The following is a 16845-nucleotide window of genomic DNA, read 5'->3' on the forward strand; positions in this document are numbered from 1 at the left end:
ATTTTTTTGAGCAAAAAAAGCTTGCTATAATTTAAATTTGCTTGCTAAATTAGAAGCATATTTTTATTTTAATTTGTAATGAGGAAAATATAATGAAGTTACTAGCAGTGTTATTATTAATGATAGGTACAGCCAATGCTCAGATTACACCTGATTATGCCAAAGAAACCCGTTGGGCTGAGCAGGTAGAAGACGGATTAATGGATGGTGATTCAGTTTGGCTTACTGCCAGTGATCATGAATTTATGGCTATTTACACACCCAGTGAAACTGACACTACAAGAACTGCTGTGGTTGTCCATGGTTTAGGTGTTCATCCTGATTGGGTACAAGTGATTCAACCATTACGTGTCGCTTTAACCACTCAAGGATTTAATACATTGTCTATTCAAATGCCAGTTTTGGCAAATGATGCGCATTCGGGCGAGTATAAACAGGTGCTTGGTCATGCAGATTTGCGTATTAAAGCGGCTGTAGAATACTTAGAGAAAGAAGGTTTAGTGAGTGATGTTTTGGTTGCGCACAGTTTAGGCAGTGTGATGTCAACGCATTATTTGGCTAATTTTGCGCATCCATTCAAGCGTTTTGTGGGAATTGGTATGGGTCCAGCGACTGCTGACTATCTGAAAAAAATTGATATTCCTGTCTTTGACTTGTATGGTGATGAGGATCTTGAATCAGTTCTAAAGAGCGTGAAAGATCGAGCTCATGCATCAAAAAACAACTCAAACTATTTGCAGATGAAGGTTAGCGCTGATCATTTCTTTAATGATAAAGACAGCTTGTTAATTGAATCAGTAGGTACTTGGCTGAAGTAGCTTCACTCTTATTACTCGGCGCATTTTCAGGCTTTATTGCTGGTCTGTTAGGTGTCGGCGGCGGGCTGATTATGGTGCCCGTGATGTTGTATTTATTGGCTGGACAAATTGATCAAGCCATACTCATGCATACAGCAGTTGGTACAGCATTAGCTGCAATTGTCTTTACCTCACTTTCAAGTGTTAGAGCACATCATCAACAGGGCGCTATTCATTGGCATTATTTTAAAAAACTGACGCCGACTATTTTGTTAGGTGCCTTTTGTGGCGCTTTGCTGACTCAGTTGATGAGTTTTGATTTCATGAGACTGTTCTTTGCTATATTTGAGTTGTTAGTAGCGGCCATACTATTTTTTGGTTTGAGTAGTAGCCGGCATATTGATCATTTGGCCAATTGGGTATGGCGATTAACAGGCTACATCATTGGGTTGATTTCAGCGATTGTTGGAATTGGCGGTGGCACCATGACGACACCATTTTTAACCTATAACAATGTTAATATCAAAAATGCTATTGCCACTTCAGCAGCTGTCGGCTTACCGATTGCTATTGCTGGTGCACTAGGTTTTGTTGTCGCTGGTTTGAATATTGAATCTGGCGCAAGTAGTTTGGGATTTATCCATACTCAGGCACTGATTAGCATTGTTGTGATGAGTGTGGTGTTTGCTCCATTGGGTGCTAAAGTTGCTCATCGTGCTGATGGTAAAAAACTCAAAAAATTCTTTGCTTTATTTTTAGCTTTTTTAGGAATTAGCGTTCTAGTTTTTTAGCCTTGCCAAGGTGGTAGTAAGTTGTGCTCTACGTCCAAGTGGTCCAAAATTCGCGCCACAACAAAATCAACCATGTCTTGAATAGAGCCTGGATTTTGGTAAAACGCAGGATTCGCATCCATAATAACGACCCCTAATCGCGATAGCTTTAGCATATTTTCCAAATGAATAGCGGAATAAGGGGTTTCTCTAGGGACTAAAATAAGTTTTTTCTGTTCTTTGATGACCACATCAGCAGCCCGATGCATAAGATTATCTCCATGGCCATTGGCAATTGCAGACAAGGTACTCATGGTGCAAGGGCAAACAACCATTGCGCGAGGTGGATTTGAACCTGAGGCAACCGGCGCTGTCCATTGGTTTTTGGAAAATACTTTAATCTGCCCTTCTTTAGCGCCTAAATATTGGCTAAGATTTTTTTCAATGGAGGGTGTGTCAGATCCTAAGTTCAAATCAGTTTCCATGGTGATGACAATACTTGCTGCTTTTGAAATCATCACATAGATCTTATCTTGGGTTTTGACCAACTCTTTTAACAAAGTGATGGCGTAGGGCATTCCAGATGCGCCAGTTAATGCAATTGCGATTGGCTTCATAGGTTTTTAATTAACTTGTTAAAAATATCATCAAAACCACCATTTGACATCACCACAAAATGGCCTTTTGGAATGTGACTTAGTGCGCTAATGATTTCATCAACCGAATTAAACAATTCATGCTTGTTAAATAAAGCATTAATATTCCAATCAGTATTTAAAGGTTTAAGAATAAGGACTTGATTAGCTTGGATTAGTGCATCAACCAGACTTTGCTGATGAATACCTGATTTCATGGTGTTAGATCTAAGCTCTAAAATGGCGACAATAGTCTCATTCCCAACTTTATCGCGTAGACCAGATAGCGTGGTTTGGATGGCACTAGGATGATGGGCGAAATCATCATAAAGAGTAATATCTTGGGTTTGATATTTGACTTCTAAACGGCGCTTCACCCCTTTAAACTGATTCAGAGCTTCACAGGCTACATTAAAAGGCACACCAACATGATGAGCTGCATAAATCGCACTTAAGCCATTTTGCATATTATGCTCACCCAATAAATGCCAATTAACCCTAGCACCTTCAACGTCAAAACTGGTACCAATATCGGTTGTTTTAAGTGTCTGAGTGGCCAAGACTTTCTCACTAGACCAAAGACCTTGTTCAAGCACCTCATCAATCGCTTGATGATTTTCTGGACGAATGATCAAGCCATCATTTGGCACGGTACGAATCAGATGATGAAACTGTTTTTGAATGTCTTTGAGTGAATCAAAGATATCAGCATGATCAAATTCAAGGTTGTTAATGACTAAGGTTTTTGGATGATAATGCACAAATTTTGAACGCTTGTCGAAAAAAGCAGTGTCGTATTCATCAGCTTCAATGACAAAAAAGTTTGATTCAGTCAGTCGCGATGAAACTCCAAAATCTTCAACCACGCCGCCAATTAAAAAACTAGGATTGTATCCAGCATAATCAAGTATCCAAGCCAGCATACTAGCCGTGGTGGTTTTGCCGTGAGTACCTGAAATGGCCAATACCCATTTATTACGTAAAACATGCTCACTCAACCATTGGGCGCCAGAGGCATAAGCATATTGTTTTTTTAAAATCTCTTCCACACAAGCATTCCCGCGCGACAAGGCATTGCCAATAATATAGATATCAGCCTCAGGCATATCAGCGATTTCATAACCTTGTGCATAGTTAATATTTTGCTCGTCAAGCTGAGTGCCCATGGGTGGGTACACACCTTTGTCTTGGCCAGTGACTTGGTGCCCAAGTTGTTTGGCAATCAGTGCCAATGATCCCATGAACGTGCCAGCAATCCCTAAGATGTGTAGATGCATGATTATTTCGCTTTAAAGTTTAATGAAGCAGAGTTAATACAATACCTTTGGCCAGTGGGTGCAGGGCCATCTTCAAATACATGGCCTAGATGTGCATCGCAACTTCTACATCTCACTTCAATACGCGTCATGCCATGTGTGTTGTCTTTAATAAGCGAAACACTCTCAGCTTGAGCGATATCATAAAAACTTGGCCAGCCAGTACCTGATTCAAATTTAGTAGTAGATGAGAATAAAACCTGATCGCAGCAAATGCAGGTGTAATTACCATCTTCGTGATGATCAACAAATTTTCCTGTGAAGGGTGATTCAGTACCACATTGCTGGGTAACTTTAAACTGCTGGGGTGTTAATTTTGATAAATCCATTAGTGTATTATATGAGAATTAATAAAATTCTTCTTATAAGTATGAAAGTTTATTTAGTTGGGGGTGCAGTTCGAGATCGTTTATTAGGTATTGCAGATGACAAAACCGAGAAAGATTGGGTGGTAGTTGGGGCTTCACCTGATGAAATGCTGGATTTGGGTTATCGTCAAGTGGGTAAAGAGTTTCCTGTTTTTTTGCACCCAGGTACACAAGAAGAATATGCGCTTGCTAGGCTTGAGCGTAAAGTGGGTGCTGGTTATAAAGGCTTTGAATTTGATACCTCGCGTGAAGTGACACTGGAACAAGACCTATCTCGCCGAGATTTAACAATTAACGCCATGGCAGAAAAAAATGGGGAAGTGGTTGATCCTTTTAATGGTCGACAAGATTTAGATAATGGCCTGTTAAGGCATGTCTCCACGGCTTTTAGTGAAGATCCAGTGCGCATCTTACGTGTTGCGCGTTTTGCTGCGCGTTTTAAAAAGTTTGGATTTAAAGTGGCACATTCAACCCACAAGCTGATGAAAGATATGGTGGTTTCAGGAGAGGTAGATGCATTGACATCAGAGCGTGTGTTTAAAGAACTAGAAAAATCTTTGTCATACAAAACACCCTCTGCTTTTTTTAAAGTGCTGTCAGCATGTGGCGCTTATGATCGTGTTTTTACACCTTTGTCTGCACAAACGCATCAAAACCATGACAATACTTTTAAATTCTTAGACGCTTTAAACACAGACCAACCAGCGCTTAAATTTTGCGTATGGCTGGTGAATGAACCCGTAGCATCCATTGACCAGTTATGCCAGCGTTTAAAATGCCCAAAAAATTATGAACAACTATCCAAACTCAGCGCCCAGTTTTATTCATTTGCGCAATCTTTTGACAGTCAATCGGTTGATTCAATTGTTGATTTTTTTGCCAAGACGGATGCACTTAGGCGCAAGGATAGGTTTGTAGAATTATTGGCTGTGTATCAATTATTAGAGATTAATGTAGAGGCCATTAAAGAGTTGACAAAACAACTTGGCTTGATTGATGTGGCTGTGCTCGATAAAACAAATATTGCGCAAGCAATTGCAAGCGAAAAGAGATCAATTATTCAGTTATTTTTGAATTCTGCACAGTAGGTCGAACTCACAATAATCACAGGCGGTTTTGTTAGGCAAGACTTGCGCTTGGCCTGATTGAAAATCTTGACTGGCCTGGTCTAGTCTTTTTGACCAGATGTTTATTTGCTCATCCCATTCTTGACAACTGCCTTTTCGTGAGGATTGTTTAGGCAGAGAATCGGGGTCTTTAGACAAACCTTTAAAGCTAACTGCACTCGAATTAAGCTCAATAAAAGCAGCGCCTTGGGTGTTATTGGTGACACTATAGATAGGTAATTGTGGCTCGACAATATCGGTTGAGCACCATTTAGAGGTAGATGTATCGCCCGTTTTGTAGTCAAAAATAATACGATCACCATTGTCCATTTGATCAAGTCGATCAAGCCGCGTATTAAAGCTTAATCCAGAAATTTCAACGTGAACACTTTGCTCGGTAGCCAATATGCGAAAATTTTCTCTCGCTTTATCAGTTTCGATAAATTTATGAAGTAGTTGTGTTAATCTTGTTTTTTCAATAGCTTTGAAGCCAGAGTTAGGATGGCGTTTGAGTGCGGCGTAAACCTTTTGATCAATCAATGTCTCGAGCTCAGCTGGGCTTAATTTTAAAAGTGCTTCTTTTGAATCTATTTCTTGATAAATATATTGCAAGGCATTATGAATAGCGTTGCCTTGTTCGCGCCTATCTAGGCCGATATGTGGCTCGTCATAGTGTGTTAAATTTAGTCGATGAGCAAAACCTTTAAAGTCACAGGCCATTTGATCCTTAAGTAAATTTACCCCAGATTTAACCTCACTCTGAGTAAATTGACTCACACTGGCATCATTAATTAATTCTATTTCGCGAGTGGCTGGCTTGATGTCAGGTTGCATAATACTGTCAGCGTTAAAATCAATCAAAGGAGAAGGGAGTTGCTCTGATTCAAGATGTGATTTCGCATAGGAGAAAATCACATGACTTGATAATGAGCACAAGTTGTTTAATGTATTTTGTGCATCCGTTTGAATTAACTCATAGCTACTATGTGGAATTTGATGATGAATAGCAATATCAGTAGCGATAAACCTTGGTGAATTTAGCTTGGCGGGTAAAAAATCATGAGTCATACCCATCACCCAAGCTTTATCAAAGTATAGGCCTTCGGCCTCTAATGAGCCAATAATTTGAACGTTAGTTTTGCTTGATTGTGCCTGGAAAACAATTTGATTGCTAATCTCTTTAAGTAAGTAAAGTGCTGTTTTTACAAGACATTTATTTTGATGAAGTGCCAGTTGATTCAGCTTAAGTGAACTGCTTAAATATTTATTAAATAGTTGGTATTCACTACTACTAAGAGGTCGATCTGTTGTAAATCCCCAGTTAGTGAGTGCTGTATTAAAGTTAAGTAAGTGCTCATCCAATCGCTGATTTTTTGTATCGTTTAGTTTAGCAGCTTGTATTAGTTTTGATAATACTGGGCATTGTATAATTGCTTCTTCTAATTGCTCTAATTGGAAATACTCAAGGGATAAAGACAAGGCTTGATTAACCAGCATATGTCGAGAACTACGCTCAAGCTGATAGCCTTGAATATAGACACTCGTAACCACTTGAGTAAATAGAGCAGTTTGGATGTTGTTAGTTTTTATTTGCTCATTTAGCTCAAGAAGATTGAGTAAATCCTGAACCAAGGTGTAGTGAGACAAGGGCAAACCTAAGGATATGTTGTAAGACTTTTTCCCTGTTTGGGTCAATAGATCATCAAATGTTTGATCAAAAATCGAACTGAGCTGATATTGAAGCTCACTTAGTTGCGGGCAAACAATTACAAGTGAGCAATCAGGATTTTTATCTTGTTGTTGTTTTGCCCAAATAGCAGCCGCTTGAATTTCAGATAAGCTATTTTCAAAGCATTTTTGCTCGGTTTTATCAGTGTATTGAGCGCCAATAACTTGGTGACCAAGTGTATCAAATACTTTTTGTTGAAGTGGAGTTAGTGTTTTGAAGCCATAAATATAAGGCGCTTGAAGATTGCCTTTGTTTTGTAATATAAGACCAGGTAAATCGTTTACATCTACTAAACTTAAGTCGTTCTTGGTTTTTTGATAGAGCACGATCCAACTGGCAAAGACTTCGCAAATTTGAACTCTAGATTGAGCAAGCGTCTCTATAGGTATTAAATGATTAGTGCAATAGTCATAGTTTTTAATGACTTCGCTGGTTAGTTGAGCATGGTTATTTTGCTCGAACTGCTGAAGTGAGGATTCTATTAAATAGCGCTGTTCAATAGGATCAATGAGACGCAAAGTGCTGTTAAGATGCCGTGACTGCCAAGTGTGTTTTAAGTATTGCTGCCAAGATAATATATTTGGTAGTTGTGTTAGCGGATGTTGCTTGGAGAATGTGCGTTTAAAGGCTAAAACTTGACGATTATTAGCAACAACAATTATGTCTGTCGGAACAATGTGAGTCAGGTCAGCATTTAGATGCATTTATTCACTATAGCCAAAGAAAGTATCAAGACGAGACCAGAGCTCTTCTAAGCCTTGTTTTTTAAGACTGGAGAATAGTTGCACATCGACATAAGGATAATCTTTAATAATTTTTTCCACTTGTAGGCGAGTATTGGCCGCTGCGCCCTTTTTAAGTTTATCCGCTTTGGTTAGAATGATTTGTGTTGGCAAGTTGATGCTCACACACCAGTCTAGCATCATTTTATCAAAGGGTTTTAGTGGATGGCGAACGTCCATCACTAAAACAGCGCCTCGTAAACAGTCACGCTTATCAAAATATTCACTCATATCTGTATGCCATTGTTTTTTTACATGTTCAGGTACTTTGGCATAACCGTACCCAGGCAAATCTACTAAACGTCTATTTTCATCCAACTCAAAAAAAACAAGATGCTGAGTACGGCCTGGCGTTCGTGAAACTTTGGCTAATTTATTTTGCAAGGTGAGTGTATTAATCGAGCTTGATTTTCCTGAATTAGACCTTCCGGAAAAAATTACTTCAAAACCTTCATCAGGAGGACATCCCTTTAAAGAGGGGCAAGAAAGTAAGAATTTAGCTTGTTGGTAGTGTTTGCGCATTTTTTAAAAAATATGTATAATGGTAAGCTGTAGTTTTATATTAAACTAGTTAGTATATTTTATATTATTAATAATTAAGGAGAGGGTAATGAAAAAGGTTTTATTAGCAGCATCTATTGTTTTATCAATGGGCTCAGTTCAAGCAAATTCTTTTGACGCTTTAGGTTGTTCAGGTTGTCATGGAGTAGGTGGTAAGTCAGCAATTCCATCGTATCCATCACTAGCTAAATCAGTTAGACCTAATCTTGATGTTGTAAAAGCATTAAAAGACTACCAATCTGGCGCTCGTAAAAATGCAACCATGAATGCAATGGCACCAATGGCTGCTGGTCAAGAGCAAGCGATTGCAGACTACCTAGCAGGACAATAAATTACTTAGCGTCTTTGAGACGCATTTCGTAAATTTAATAAGCCGATATTAACGTATAATATCGGCTTATTTTTTTATAAAAAGAGATATCTTATGAATAAGTTAGTATTAATTTTTTCGATGGCTTTAGCCTTTATTTCCACTAATACTTTAGCTTCAGGTGATGCGGCAAAAGGAAAAACTAAGTCTGTAACCTGCATAGCATGCCATGGTGCTAATGGTAATTCAATGGTGCCAATTTTTCCTAAGCTAGCTGGGCAAGGTGAAAATTATTCTCTTAAACAGCTTAAAGATTTTAAGTCAGGAAAGCGCCAAAATGGTTTGATGGCAGGAATTGCTGCCGGGTTAAGTGAGCAAGATATGTCTGATCTAGCCGCGTATTTCTCCCAGCAAACTATCTCTAAAAACGTTGCTAATAAGTCTGCGAATATCGCCCTAGGTGAAAAACTTTATCGAGGTGGTGATAAAGAAAGAGGTATTACCGCTTGTATAGCATGTCATGGTTCTAAAGGTGCTGGCATTCCATCGGCTGGTTTTCCAGCGATTGCGTCTCAACATGCCTCTTACACAGCAAAGCAGTTGAAAGAATTCCGCCAAGTGTCTATTAATACTCTGACAGATGCAAAAACGCTTGCTAGAGATAATGATGATCGAAAAATGATGATTGCATTTACTAAAGACTTAAATAATATAGAAATTGAGGCATTGTCTCAGTATATTGCCGGCTTGAATTAAAGACGACTTTTAAATCCATAAAAAGGCAGTTTTTACTGCCTTTTTTATTGCCTGCAATTTAGGTATAATTATGCGTTTTATATAAACAAAGAGACGGACTTAATACGCATGAAAACTTCACTAGAAACATTAGAAGGTCTTAAAAGATCATTAACAGTAGATGTACCAATCGATACTTTCAATCAAAAAGTTGATAAAATCGTAAAGACAATGGCCTCTCAAGTGAGTATTGATGGCTTTAGAAAAGGCAAGGTTCCTGTCTCAATGGTAAAGAAGCGTTTTGGTGATAATGCTAATTCTGATGCGATTAATGAAATCGTTAATGAAACTTTAGTTGAAGCATTGACTGATGCAAAATTAACGCCTGCAGCTCGTCCTTTTGTGAGTAAAGTTGACTCAAAAGGTAAGACTAATTTTTCTTACACGGTTGAATTTGAAGTTTTTCCAGAAGTAAAACTTGCAGACTTTTCCAAATTAGAAGTTGAGCAAGTTACAGTTGACATTACTAAAGCTGATGAAGAAAAAACATTAGATGGCTTGCAAGAGCAAATGATCGAGTTTAAAGCGGTTAAACGTGTTTCTAAAGAAGGCGATCGCGTAGCGATGGACTTTATCGGAACTATTGATGGTGAAGCTTTTGAAGGTGGTGAAGCTAAAGATTTTAAAATGGTATTAGGCAAAGGTACAATGATTCCTGGCTTTGAAGAGAGTGTTACTGGCGTTGCTGCAGGCAAAATAGTTGATCTTGACGTCAGCTTCCCTGATGATTACCATGCGACTCATTTAGCAGGAAAGCCAGTTAAATTTGCTATTACGATTAATGAAGTAAGTTCACCAAAACAGCCTAAATTAGACGCAGCATTTGCCAAAAGGTTTGGTGAAAAAGATATGGATGCATTGTTAGTTAGCATGAAAGAGCAGATGCGTACTGAAATTGATGGACGTATTGAGCAGCTTAATAAAGATGCATTATTTAATGCTTTAGCATCAGCTAATGAATTTGACGTTCCTCAAAGTAGCATTGATGGTGAAGCTCAAAACTTATTAACTGAAATGCAAGAGCGTATGCAGCAACAAGGCCAAGCTCCTCAAGCTGCAATGCCAGCTTCAGTGTTTAATGACGAAGCAGAGCGACGTGTTAAGTTAGGTTTACTAGTTGGGCAAATTGCCAGCGATAACCAAATGCAAGCTAGCATGGAGCAAATTGATGCTCGAATTCAAGAAATGTCTCAGTCTTACGGTGAAAATGCTCAGCAAATGGTTGAATATTACAACGAAGATGTTTCAAGAAAATCAAGCGTCGAGTTAATGATTGTTGAGAAAATGGTGCAAGAGAAAATTTTAGAAAGCGCTAAAGTTAAGATCGTTAAAAAGAAATTTACAGAAATTACTGAGAGAGGTTAAATCTAAATGGACATTAATAATCTGAATCAAATACCAATGGTGGTGGAGCAATCTGCCCGCGGAGAGAGATCATACGATATTTATTCGCGTCTTTTAAAGGAGCGTATTATCTTTTTAGTCGGTCCAGTCGAAGATTATATGGCTAATGTGGTAGTTGCTCAGATGTTATTTTTAGAGTCTGAGAATCCAGAGAAGGATATCCATTTATATATTAACTCACCAGGTGGCTCAGTCACAGCAGGGTTGGCAATTTATGACACCATGCAGTTTATTAAGCCAGATATCTCTACTTTGTGTATTGGCCAAGCTGCATCAATGGGTGCTTTATTGCTAACAGCAGGTGCCAAAGATAAGCGTTTTGCATTGCCAAATGCCAGGATGATGATTCATCAGCCTTTAGGTGGATTTTCTGGCCAAGCTAGTGATATCGATATCCATGCTCAAGAAATTTTGACTGTCAGAGAAAAGTTAAATAATATTCTAAAAACTCATACAGGCCAAAGCCTAAAGTCTATTCAAAAAGACACAGATAGAGATAACTTTATGTCAGCAGCAGCTTCAGCTAAGTACGGCTTGATTGACAAGGTTATTGATAAGCGATAAGTATTATGGCAGTTGATAAAAAAGAACTTTCTTGTTCATTTTGTGGCAAAGCAAAATCTGAAGTTGAGCGCTTAATTGCAGGCCCTAGTGTCTATATCTGTAATGAATGTATTGAATCTTGCCATGGTCTGATTGAAGAGCAGGCGATTAAAGAGCTTACTCAAGAATATAAGGATTGGGACTATACGCCGATTCAGCTTCGTGATTTTTTAAATGATTATGTTATTGGACAAGATCATGCTAAAAAGGTTTTATCAGTTGCGGTTTATAATCACTATAAGCGCCTAAAAAATGACTACATCTCAAATGATGTAGAGTTAGACAAGTCCAATATCCTTATGATTGGCCCAACAGGCTCGGGAAAAACATTATTGGCACAAACTTTGGCACGTATTTTAGATGTGCCATTTGCTGTAGCTGATGCAACAACATTAACAGAAGCTGGCTATGTGGGCGATGATGTTGAAAATGTTATTAAGAATCTATTATCAAAATGTGATTTTGATCCTGCGCGTGCCGAGCGTGGTATTATTTTTATTGATGAAATTGATAAAATTTCTCGTCGTTCTGATTCACCATCCATCACCCGTGATGTGTCAGGTGAAGGTGTTCAACAAGCCATGCTTAAGCTGATTGAAGGCACTGTTGCTTCTGTTCCACCTCAAGGTGGTCGTAAGCATCCTAATCAAGAAACCATTGATGTTGACACCTCAAAGATTTTATTTATTTGCGGTGGCGCATTTGATGGGCTAGATGCCATTATTAATCGACGTGTTGAAAAGGTAACCGGTATTGGTTTTTCTGCAGCGGTTAAAGATAACAATAAAAACAAAACGTTAACCGATTTATTTGATTTAATCCAACCCGAAGATTTGATTAAATTTGGATTGATTCCAGAGTTAGTTGGCCGATTACCAGTGCAAACTGCACTAGGTGAATTAGATGAAGCTGCATTGGTAGAAATTTTAACTAAGCCAAAAAATTCAGTTGTTAAACAATTCCAGGAAATTTTCAAATTAGAATCCGTCAAGCTAACCTTTAAAAAAGCCTCACTACTTGCTATTGCAAAGCTTGCCATTAAGCGCAAAACTGGTGCTCGTGGTTTACGCTCTATTTTAGAAGACTTGTTGCTAGATACTATGTTTGAGCTTCCTTCTTTAAAGGATGTTTCAGAAGTAGTTATTGATAAATCAACGGTTGAAACTAAAAAAGAACCTATTATTGTTTACAAGTCTGAGAAGAAAAAATCAGATAAAAAAGTCAGCTAGACTACTTTATATTGGAATTATTTGATCGTCAAAAAGATGCTGTAGGCCAAGGTGAAAGAACCTTATTGATTTACGTTGAGCTTCCTAGTACTCGCAATATTCATAATGCTAAATCCGAATTTAAAGAATTGGCCCGATCTTCAGGATTGGATATCATTGAAGCTATTCAAGTTAATCGAAATTCGACTAAGGCCCAATATTTTATTGGAACAGGTAAAGTGGATGAACTTGCGCAAATGGTTCAAGAACTTGAACTTGATTTGGTTATATTCTCATCTGAACTAACCCCTTCCCAAGAGCGTAACCTAGAAAAAACATTACAATGTCAGGTGATGGATCGTACCGGTCTTATTCTGGATATTTTTGCATTAAGGGCAAGCTCATTTGAAGGTAAGTTACAAGTAGAACTTGCACAGCTTAGGCATTTATCGACTCGCTTGGTTCGTGGTTGGACCCACCTAGAGAGACAAAAAGGTGGTATTGGTATGCGTGGACCTGGTGAAACCCAACTAGAAACCGATAAGCGTTTAATTGCTGTTCGTATTAAAAATATTACTAGGCGCTTAGATAAAGTGCACAAGCAAAGAGACTTAGGGCGTAAATCACGAGTTAAGAACGAGCTACCGATGATTGCTTTGGCAGGTTACACCAATGCTGGAAAATCTACTTTATTTAATACATTGACTGATTCAAAAGTATTTGCCCATGATCAGTTATTTGCAACATTGGATTCTACCATTAGGCGAGTTATATTGCCTGCTTCGGGGGAGGCTGTAATTGCCGATACAGTGGGTTTTATTCAAGACCTTCCGCATGACTTAGTTGATGCTTTTAAATCAACTCTAGAGGAAACTAAGCGCTCTGATGTGTTGCTACATATTGTTGATGCAGCTGATGAATATAATATTGAAAAAATTGGCCAAGTTGACGAAATTATCGAAGAGATCGGTGCCGGCAAAATTCCAACTATTTTGGTGATGAATAAAATTGATTGCTTAGATAATTTTATGCCGCGATTAGATCGTGATGAATCAGGTAGGGCTTATCGAGTTTGGATTTCTAGCCAAACTGGAGAGGGAATTGATTTACTATATCAAGCATTAGCAGAACAGCTCAGTGGTATGATGACACGAGCTAAAATAGAGCTAGATGTGAAGAGTGCCTATATCCGTAGTGAAATTTATGATGTTGGCTATATCCACAACGAAAAGGTGGATGATTTTGGACAGTGGATACTTGAAATTAACGTCACTCACCACTATCTATCTAAATTATTAAACAAGAAAGGTGTTAAGTTGTTATGGGAACAAAGCCAGAAGTAGAAGAGATTGATTTAAAACTTGAAAGCGTTCCGTTACTACCCCTAAGAGATGTAGTTATATTTCCGCATACGGTGATGCCATTATTTGTCGGCAGAAAAACATCGGTTAATGCTATTACCCAGGCAATGGGCACTAATAAATACATCTTCGTAGTTACTCAAAAAGATGACAAAGTTGAGAATCCTCAATTTAGTGACCTGCATGAAGTGGGTACGCTAGCAACCATTCTTCAAATGTTAAAACTGCCAGATGGCACTATTAAAGTTTTAGTAGAAGGTGTTAAGCGTGCAAAAATTGAAGCGATTGTTGAGCTTGAAGATTACAGTGAAGTGCGCCTAAGTGATCTAAGCTTAGAAGATGACAGTGAAAAAGAAGTTAAAGCAATGATGAGATTGGCTTTAGAAAGTTTTGAAATATACATCAAGCTAAATAAGAAAATTCCTGAAGAAGTTTTAAAAATGCTTAAAGATGTAAGCGATGTTGAGCGTTTTAGTGATGTGATTATTGCTAATTTATCTCTAAAAGTTTCAGAGAAGCAAGCTTTATTGGGCGGAAATAATTCGCAAGAAAGGCTTGATAAAATTTTAACAGTCATTCAAAGTGAGATAGAAGTACTCGATACAGAGCAAAAGATTCAATCACGTGTGCGCAAGCAAATGGATTCTAATCAGCGTGATTATTATTTGAATGAGCAAATGAAATCTATTCAAAAAGAGCTAGGTCAAGCAGAAGATGAAAGCGAAATTGAAGAATTGCAGTTAAGTATAAATAAAGCAAAAATGCCTAAAGATGTCAAAGAGAAGGCACAAAGCGAACTTAAGAAATTATCACGCATGTCTTCTCAATCATCAGATGCCTCTATTATTCGCACCTATATTGAGAATTTGTGCGATGTTCCTTGGAAAAAGAAAACCATTATCAATAAAGACCTTAAAAAGGCACAAAAAATTCTTGATGATGATCACTACGGCCTAGACAAAGTAAAAGAGCGTATTTTGGAGCATTTAGCGGTGCAAACACGTGTTTCACACAACAAGGCCAACATTCTATGTTTAGTGGGTCCTCCTGGCGTGGGAAAAACCTCTTTAGGTGAATCAATTGCCAAAGCAGTTAATCGTAAGTATGTGCGTATGGCCTTAGGTGGCGTTCGTGATGAAGCTGAAATTCGCGGTCACAGACGAACTTATATTGGCGCAATGCCAGGTTCAATTGTGCAGAAAATGCAAAAAATTAAAGTAAAAAATCCTTTGTTTTTACTTGATGAAATTGAAAAAATGGCTAGTGACTATCGTGGCGATCCGTCAAGTGCCATGTTAGAAGTGCTAGATCCAGAGCAAAATCATACGTTTAATGATCATTACCTAGAAGTAGATTATGATCTTTCTCAAGTGATGTTTGTAGCTACAGCAAATTCGTTAGATCTACCTCAACCATTGTTAGACAGAATGGAAATTATTGAATTGGCAGGCTACACAGAAGACGAAAAAGTTCAAATTGCTAAACGTCACTTGATTAAACAAGCCATGGAAGGTAACGGTATAAAAACGAGTGAAATCAACTTTAAAGATTCCGCTATTTTAGATATTATTCGTTATTACACTCGTGAAGCAGGCGTTCGAGGCTTAAACAGAACCATCAGCACTATTTGTCGAAAAGTTGTAAAAGAAGTGGTTTTAAAGAAGCGAAAAACTAAGGCTACCATTACTGATAAAAATTTAGAAAAATACCTAGGTGTTAAAAAATATCGCTTTGGTTTGGCTGAAGAAAATAATCAGGTTGGCGAGGTTACAGGTCTTGCCTGGACTTCAGTAGGTGGTGATTTGTTAACCATTGAGGCAACGGCCTATAAAGGTAAAGGAAAGCTAAATTACACAGGTCAGTTGGGTGATGTCATGAAGGAGTCTATTCAGGCTGCTATGAGTGTCACACGAACTCGCGCTAAAGAATTAGGCATTGCTGATGATTTCCAAGAAAAGCTGGATATTCATATTCACGTTCCTGATGGATCTACCCCTAAAGACGGACCAAGTGCTGGTGCAGCGATGTGTACAGCGTTAGTATCTGTTTTAACGGGTAGAAAAGTAAAAGCGGATGTGGCTATGACGGGTGAGATCACACTTCGTGGTGAAATTACCCCAATTGGTGGCCTTAAAGAAAAAATGTTGGCTGCACTTCGTGGCGGTATTAAGACGGTTATCATTCCTGATGATAACGAACGTGAACTCTCTGAAGTACCTGAGAAAATCAAAGGTAAGCTGAATGTAATCAAAGTTAAATGGATTGATGAAGTGTTGGATATTGCTTTAGAGAAGTAACAAAACCCAATAAAAAAGGCGCTTAAAGCGCCTTTTTATTGAATTTCATGCTATTTTAAGGTCGGATATAAGAGTAGCCTTGTTGCTGTAATTCTCCAATACGAACAACGCCAGAAGGTGTCGTTTTAACGCCATCAGTCAATTTTGGAAACTGGCCTTTCTTTTTCTTGATACCATTCATGGTATTTTGACAAGCACTAAAAGTAACATCATTCATGGCCATTTTTTCAACACGACTTGCATTCTTACTGCCAGTTGTCAGAATACCTAAACCTGGACCATAAGCCACAATTTCGATATCGACCTTGTCAGCGCCATAGTGCTTTTGCAAATTTGCAGCGTTGTTAAGTACAATTTTTTGTGTTCTGGCATCGTCAGTACTCACTTGGATGACATATTTTGGATTGGCTGCTTGCACGTTAAAAACAAACAGCGCAGTTATGATACTAAGTAATATTTTTTTCATGATTCTCCCCCAAGAGTTATCGTGCCTTTATTATTAAAGGTAAGGCTATTCTAACGCCTTTTGAATTTTTGCGTAATAAAATCCATCAAAATTATGGACTGGGAGTTGTTGTCTTCCTACGCAAGTCTCAATACCCCAATCTAGCTCTATTTTGATTTCTTTAGCATCTTCATGAGACTCTAAAAATCGAGTAATTTGCTGTTCATTCTCAGTTTTTAAAATTGAACAGGTGGCGTATAGTAATGTGCCACCAGGTTTAAGCATGGTCCATAAATTCTCTAATATTTGTTGTTGCAAGCTAACCAGTGCTGCAATATCTTTGGGCTTTCTAAGCAGT

The 16845-nt window shown here is 38.2% G+C and carries 17 protein-coding genes; 10 read left to right on the plus strand and 7 right to left on the minus strand.

Annotated elements, in window-relative coordinates; all coding sequences use genetic code 11:
• The first annotated feature begins 92 nt into the window (after positions 1–92).
• Positions 93–818 (plus strand): alpha/beta hydrolase family protein, encoded by a 726-nt coding sequence (locus tag N9Y32_06180; GenBank protein MDB2590596.1) that lies wholly within the window; start codon positions 93–95, stop codon positions 816–818.
• Positions 806–1588, plus strand: coding sequence for a sulfite exporter TauE/SafE family protein (locus N9Y32_06185; GenBank protein MDB2590597.1), 783 nt, complete (start codon positions 806–808; stop codon positions 1586–1588). The genes N9Y32_06180 and N9Y32_06185 overlap by 13 nt, the downstream gene beginning before the upstream one ends.
• Here N9Y32_06185 and N9Y32_06190 read toward each other — a convergent pair.
• The 3 genes from N9Y32_06190 to msrB are packed head-to-tail and all read right to left on the minus strand — an operon-like array spanning position 1585 to position 3847.
• A complete protein-coding gene (locus tag N9Y32_06190; protein MDB2590598.1) occupies positions 1585–2184 on the minus strand; it encodes a UbiX family flavin prenyltransferase in 600 nt (199 codons plus the stop codon). The genes N9Y32_06185 and N9Y32_06190 overlap by 4 nt on opposite strands.
• Positions 2181–3479 carry a UDP-N-acetylmuramate:L-alanyl-gamma-D-glutamyl-meso-diaminopimelate ligase gene (gene mpl, locus N9Y32_06195; protein ID MDB2590599.1) on the minus strand — a complete coding sequence of 433 codons (1299 nt, stop codon included), beginning with the start codon at positions 3477–3479 and terminating at the stop codon, positions 2181–2183. Before mpl ends, N9Y32_06190 begins: the two co-directional genes overlap by 4 nt.
• A gap of 2 nt (positions 3480–3481) precedes the next feature.
• Positions 3482–3847, minus strand: coding sequence for a peptide-methionine (R)-S-oxide reductase MsrB (msrB, locus tag N9Y32_06200; protein MDB2590600.1), 366 nt, complete (start codon positions 3845–3847; stop codon positions 3482–3484).
• A 41-nt stretch (positions 3848–3888) separates the two neighbouring features.
• Here msrB and N9Y32_06205 point away from each other — a divergent pair, with 41 nt between their 5' ends.
• Positions 3889–4974: a polynucleotide adenylyltransferase gene (locus N9Y32_06205; GenBank protein ID MDB2590601.1), complete on the plus strand. Its 1086-nt coding sequence runs from the start codon at positions 3889–3891 to the stop codon at positions 4972–4974.
• On the opposite strand, the gene N9Y32_06210 is transcribed toward N9Y32_06205, so the two are convergent.
• Positions 4951–7425: a PD-(D/E)XK nuclease family protein gene (locus N9Y32_06210; protein MDB2590602.1), complete on the minus strand. Its 2475-nt coding sequence runs from the start codon at positions 7423–7425 to the stop codon at positions 4951–4953. The genes N9Y32_06205 and N9Y32_06210 overlap by 24 nt on opposite strands.
• The gene (gene yihA / locus N9Y32_06215) at positions 7426–8025 is read right to left on the minus strand and encodes a ribosome biogenesis GTP-binding protein YihA/YsxC (GenBank protein ID MDB2590603.1); all 600 of its coding nucleotides are present in this window, start codon (positions 8023–8025) and stop codon (positions 7426–7428) included.
• Positions 8026–8113: 88 nt separating this feature from the next.
• Between yihA and N9Y32_06220 the strand changes: the two genes are divergently transcribed.
• The 7 genes from N9Y32_06220 to lon all read left to right on the plus strand — a co-directional run bounded on the left by N9Y32_06220 (position 8114) and on the right by lon (position 16042).
• Positions 8114–8395, plus strand: a complete 282-nt coding sequence (locus tag N9Y32_06220) for a cytochrome C (GenBank protein MDB2590604.1) — start codon at positions 8114–8116, stop codon at positions 8393–8395.
• A 93-nt stretch (positions 8396–8488) separates the two neighbouring features.
• Positions 8489–9130, plus strand: a complete 642-nt coding sequence (locus N9Y32_06225) for a cytochrome c4 (GenBank protein MDB2590605.1) — start codon at positions 8489–8491, stop codon at positions 9128–9130.
• Positions 9131–9238: 108 nt separating this feature from the next.
• A complete protein-coding gene (gene tig / locus N9Y32_06230) occupies positions 9239–10534 on the plus strand; it encodes a trigger factor (GenBank protein MDB2590606.1) in 1296 nt (431 codons plus the stop codon).
• Positions 10535–10540: 6 nt separating this feature from the next.
• Positions 10541–11137, plus strand: a complete 597-nt coding sequence (gene clpP / locus N9Y32_06235) for an ATP-dependent Clp endopeptidase proteolytic subunit ClpP (protein MDB2590607.1) — start codon at positions 10541–10543, stop codon at positions 11135–11137.
• 5 nt (positions 11138–11142) lie between these two features.
• On the plus strand, positions 11143–12405 hold the full coding sequence (clpX, locus tag N9Y32_06240; GenBank protein ID MDB2590608.1) for an ATP-dependent Clp protease ATP-binding subunit ClpX: 1263 nt from the start codon (positions 11143–11145) through the stop codon (positions 12403–12405).
• 11 nt (positions 12406–12416) lie between these two features.
• On the plus strand, positions 12417–13727 hold the full coding sequence (gene hflX, locus N9Y32_06245) for a GTPase HflX (GenBank protein ID MDB2590609.1): 1311 nt from the start codon (positions 12417–12419) through the stop codon (positions 13725–13727).
• The gene (gene lon / locus N9Y32_06250) at positions 13706–16042 is read left to right on the plus strand and encodes an endopeptidase La (protein MDB2590610.1); all 2337 of its coding nucleotides are present in this window, start codon (positions 13706–13708) and stop codon (positions 16040–16042) included. The genes hflX and lon overlap by 22 nt, the downstream gene beginning before the upstream one ends.
• Before the next feature lie 55 nt (positions 16043–16097).
• On the opposite strand, the gene N9Y32_06255 is transcribed toward lon, so the two are convergent.
• Both N9Y32_06255 and N9Y32_06260 read right to left on the minus strand, forming a co-directional pair.
• Positions 16098–16508: a DsrE family protein gene (locus tag N9Y32_06255; GenBank protein MDB2590611.1), complete on the minus strand. Its 411-nt coding sequence runs from the start codon at positions 16506–16508 to the stop codon at positions 16098–16100.
• A 45-nt stretch (positions 16509–16553) separates the two neighbouring features.
• A partial coding sequence (locus N9Y32_06260) for a 16S rRNA (cytosine(967)-C(5))-methyltransferase RsmB (protein MDB2590612.1) occupies positions 16554–16845 on the minus strand: 292 nt, incomplete at its 5' end.

Source organism: Candidatus Thioglobus sp., from assembly GCA_028228555.1.
Lineage (GTDB): Bacteria > Pseudomonadota > Gammaproteobacteria > PS1 > Pseudothioglobaceae > Thioglobus_A.